This window comes from Ruminococcus sp. (genome assembly GCF_019417665.1).
In the GTDB taxonomy this organism is placed as follows: domain Bacteria; phylum Bacillota; class Clostridia; order Oscillospirales; family Ruminococcaceae; genus Ruminococcus_C.
In genome coordinates this window covers 1-5,360 of sequence record NZ_DXUU01000095.1, presented here as the reverse complement: position 1 = coordinate 5,360, position 5,360 = coordinate 1, and the positions used below count along the sequence as shown (strand labels likewise).

The window sequence follows — 5,360 nt, the reverse complement described above, 5'->3', positions numbered from 1 at the left end:
TGAGCTTTGATGCGTATGATTTTTAGTTCATATATCATCGTGTCGGTACACTAGTAGAACTGGATACTGAAATTACACAATTGTCAGATGAATTAAAAGCAGGTATTAAAAGTTCGGATGAGGCAAAGGAAAAACGTGAACAGTTTTTTTCGCAGTTTATCGTACTTATGAATACTAAAAAACATATCATAGATATTGAAGGTACAGATGACTATGAAGATGTATTCACGAAGCGAGGGACAACAATTTCTGGAAGCGAGGAAACGGTTTTCTATGTTGCACGTCTCATAAGCACAGCTGAAATGATAAGCCCTGGAAATCCAGTGCAAATGCCCTGGAAATCCAGTGCAAACTTATTGACATATCTCTGCGAAAGTGTTATAATAATTTTATGCATGTAATTTGCTGGCGATCGTCTAAGTTGCTAGAAAATTGCGCTATGTCTTTATAAAATTATAGCAAATAAACAAAATGATTCTATGCCTTTTCATGAAATAGCGAAATATGGAAAAATCATTTTTATTTACTTTAATTCGAATAACGAAAGCCAGATTTACAATTAAGGAGGAATTGTTATGAATCGACAGACAAGTATCTGGAAAAGAATTATATACGGCATATTGGTTATCGCTATGGTGATGACTTCGTGCAACTGGAGTGTTATTATTGCAGCAGCAGAGGGGGTAGGACAAAGCGCTGCGTATCAAGTTAGTTTTGGTACAGTCACTGCTTCCGGCGCAACGCTGACACCGGAACAGAACGGTGAGGATGGTAAAGATGGCAGTTTTTATATGATACCGAACAGTCAGCAGATCCTGTTGACTGTGAATTTGCAGCCAGATTTTACAACGGGTTATGTTAGAGGGCAGACACTGGAGATGACTCTTCCATATCTGTATTTCAATGATGAGAGCGGTCTCCTGGTACAGGTGAGCTCTTGGGAGCAGATTCCGCAGGAAAAACGTATTGCCGGTGAATATATTGGAATGCAGGCAAAGGTAAATGACAAGAGCAATTTTGGAAACTCGGCAGTGATGTACGATGCGGACGGAAAAGAATTGAGCGATGGAGAATTTGCACGGGGAAAAATAACGATGCAAAACAGCTATGAGAAATTTTCCGGAACATGTACTCCACAATTCGAAATCGAATTCTATTCTGCAAATCCGAGAAGCATGAAGGTTCCGGAAAATGCTTCGACAACATTGGAAATAAAATTTTCTTATGGTGCATATTATAGCGAATCAGATCAACAACTGGGCGGCGAATGGTCTACAGAAGCGAATCTGGATAACAGTACGATTTCGCAGCGGCGTGTGACGTTTGTCAATTCTAATTTGATCTGGAATACTTCGATTGAAAACGTTCCAACAGTTCAACTGAAAAAGGATGATTCTTCAAAAGATAACGCCGTGATGTGGCAGCAGTATAACTACATGGTATATGAAGTCACGGTGCAGAACGATTCTACAGAAGTAGAAAGCACCATCGACAACTATTTACTGACTTTCCAGGCACAGTATTTTCCTAGTAGAATGAAAAGCGTTTTGGACGAGGACATTCTGCGCTGGACATTAGATGATCCGGATACTGTGAATGAGGATATTTCATCTGATTTTTATCAGAAACATGACTTTATTGGAAAGCCAAACGAGGGCGGTGTGCTGATTTATGATGTGACGGATATCCCGGAATGGAAAGCAGAATGGGATCTGGAGCATTTCACCAATGTTCCATCGGCTTCTCTACCCTATAGCTATTCTGGTATGGGCAATATTATTGTTCTGAATGATAGTGAGATAACAGGTAAGTCACATACAATTTATTCAGTGGAAAAGGCAAAAGATTTGAATCAGAACAATCCTGGAGAGAAATACTATTCAGCACGCAAATATATGGTAGCAATCCCGTATTCAAACAATTTTCACTCCGGCGTTGGATTCGATAACAAAACGCAGCTGACCACGACCATCACCTTTGGTGGAGGAAGTAGTATCCATTGGTCAAAACAGGCTGAGAATACTGCAAATTTCACACCGCCTACCAGAGATAATTTTCAACATCACAAATACGTCAAGGATGCAGACGGAAATGAAGTGACAGAGAAAACTGTCGGTATAGGTGCCATGGATGAATACTATCTGGATGATTTTAACAGCATCGGAAATGTGCCGGTATTCAATGCGGTTTCTACGGACTATGTGCCGGATTACTTTGATTTGCAGGAGATTTTGATTCGGCTGGATAATGATGACATATATTATCCGGACATTCAGCTGAGTGATTGGTTTAAAGTGAATGAAAATGATATTGACCAATTTATTTGCTTTGGCTTCACTCAGGGAAATGGTGAAAAGATCTATAAAACCGCTGGAGAACTGGGACTGCATCTGGATCAGATCGTAGACGAAGGAGATGCGCAGTCTGATTCGAAAACGTGGAAGCTTGCCATCGGTGATACTTTGTCAAATCAGACCGATCTGACGTTTTGCAATGAAGTACAGTTTTTGTTCCGAGAGGAAATCCCACGTTATACGAATTTTAATGGTTTGATCACCATGCGCGGTGCTTTTCCGCATCTTTGGACATATGACAACAAGATCGATACCAATTATGAACTGCACTATTATCAGCCAAAAAATTCTACAACAGAAACTGGCATTTGGGTCACAGAACCTTTGACTGTATCAGAAAACAGCGCTGTTATTCGGACAGAAAAGGCAAACCCTGTGCTAGAAGGCGTTGGCATATATGACGATCCTATCGGAGGTCTGGTGCAAAAGGGAAATCCACAAATCGTATCTTTGAATGACAATACTGCGGCTGCACGATTTGTCATTTCTAACGACAGCGTTTCTCAGATCAGCCCGGCATCGCTGGATATCACTGGACTGTATCCTGATGATAACTACATAGCCGGGGGACTGGTAGCTTCGAAGCTTTTGATAAGTAAGAGCTTAGAGGAGCATGCTGAAATTCAGTCTTTGGTTCTTCATGGGATGGGCTATTCTGGAAACAACTTGGTGCCAATGGATGTGACGCTGAGTAACTTGTCACAGTATGGGAGAGATGAAAACGGTAATCTGAATATTCCGGCATCTGCATGGAAGGGAAACAAAAAATTGACCTATCTGCTGGGCTTGACAGTAAACTTTGAGCGCATTGACAATGGTATTACAATGACAAACTGCAACGATGACGGAAATTGTTATGTACAGATCAACGGCAAGCCTACCACAGAACAAGATATTACGCCTCAGGGTATTCTGAAAACAGCGTACAGCTTTGACGACCATGATCTCTCTGCGGAGGATCAGACTGTAGATTGTACTGTGACATTGCAGGTTTCTAAGGTGCTGCCTCAGTTGACTGCCAGTGTACATACAATTTTAAAGGATGGTACAGAGGCTGTGGACACACAGTATACTGTGACAGACAGAAACGGAACTCATATTGTTTACCCATCTTTGGTTGTGCCCAATAAGAGCGATACAGAACAAACATGGTATCAGTTTTTATTGACCAATAATTCTCGTTCCACCAGTTCTAGTGCATTGCTGCAAGTAGATATGGACAGCGTTGGGAACGAGCCTATTGACTGTTTACAGGATATTGAAGGGTTCGATACTCGCAAGATCGTTCTTGATGGAATCGGTTTAGATAAAGCAGCAGAGGTGCAGGAGATCCAGCTGTTTGACTGGGATAATACCACATATACCGCAGATACGGAATCTGAAATTCAACCGGATCTGACGGTCATTTCTGATACCCTGACGATAGATGAAAACGGTGTTTTGACATTGTCTGTTCCGGATGAAATTCAACGGCTGCGGAGCGTGCGAATCATTTTTTCCCGTATCTATGGCAATCAGGATCTGGGACATCTGAAGGAATTGTATTTGAAGCTGTATGGCTCAACAGACTGGACAGGCGAATTGAAGGCGTCAGCAAAGTTCGAGGTGATTGGCAGCATCAATGCGGAGTCCAGAACATCTTCCAATGCCACAATGTTGGTGGCGGATTCTAATTTGCAGATCACACCTTCTGCGAATCGTCCAGAAACAAATGAAACAGACAAAGCAAGTCTGACTGTTCCCAACAAGGCGAAAGATCTTTATTATAGCTTCATATTGGAAAACAAGGCAACTTCTGGCTGTTATTCCAAAGCAGGAAAATCCATTGTATCAGTTGATTTGCAGAGTGTTGGCGTGAAAACGGAAAAAGACGGCGCAAAGATTGTCAAAGGATATTTGTCTGACATGGTGACCCTCTCAGCAAATTACGCACTGAGTGGAAAAATTGAAACAGTGACATTGACTGCTTTCCTGCCAGATGATGTGGCGGGTCCGGCGCAGATGAAGACACTTACCCTTGAAGAATTGGAACAGCACAAGAATGCAGCAGGTGATCTGGAAATTGATTTGTCTGATTGGGCAAAGAATGGATTGTATCTGTCGAACGTGGAGATCGCTTATGCAGATCTAGAACGAGATCTCTCTGTGGAACAGGGAAATGCTCTGGAACTGCATGTCTATGGTACAAGCGATTGGTTTGATGACCTGACTGCTAAGATGGCTGTGACACCGCAGCATGAGCTGATGAAGGATCAGGAAAAATCTGCTTCTGTGAAGTTTCATGTAGATCGTCCGTACCTGAGTGTAAATACACATATCTATTATAATGATCAGCCTGAGTCATCTCGTATTAGCTCTGGCAACACAGACGGTGACGAAACTATTTTTGGCGTACCTTATGACAGAGACTTTATGCTTCGTGGTGAGTTTGCCAATGAGACGCTCTCAGTGCTGGATGATGTACAGATTCTGGTGAAAATTCCTTATGAAAAGCAAGGCGAGGAAAAAACTGGTTTCCATACAACACAATTGAAGATCTATCAGGATCTGATTGATCAGTTTGGGGAGTTTGACAATATTATCCTTACCGGAAAAGATGAAACCAATACGGAGAAAACGATTACGCTTCTGCCGGAAAAGGATGAAAACGGCAGAGTAACTGGATTTTATCCGGAAGGAGACGAAGAAAACGTCTATCATTATACAGATGGTTCGCTGACTTTTACCAGAGATACCGAAACCAGACTGTTTGCAGAGTTCGGTATTGAGAATCTGACACAGGTGGAATTAAACGGTACACACGTTAAGTTGGTGGATAAGTCTGCCGATGAGCAGCGTTATATTGAATGCTATGGCTATGATGATTCACTTTTCGGCAAGACAGATACCTTAGAAGTTGAAACACATAATTATCTGGATGGTTTCCGTGAATCGAAGGGTTATGTGACAGAACCTTACGACAAGAACAAGTATATTGTCACGGCGAAGGATACTACCGCCATTTAC

Annotated in this window: 2 protein-coding genes; both read left to right on the top strand. The window is 41.9% G+C overall.

What is annotated here, in order from left to right; translation table 11 throughout:
• Positions 1-80 precede the first annotated feature (80 nt).
• Positions 81-401 (top strand): hypothetical protein, encoded by a 321-nt coding sequence (locus tag QZ375_RS13560; RefSeq protein ID WP_295219796.1) that lies wholly within the window; start codon positions 81-83, stop codon positions 399-401.
• A gap of 174 nt (positions 402-575) precedes the next feature.
• Positions 576-5,360 (top strand): hypothetical protein (locus tag QZ375_RS13555; protein WP_295219795.1); only part of this gene is annotated, 4,785 nt, incomplete at its 3' end.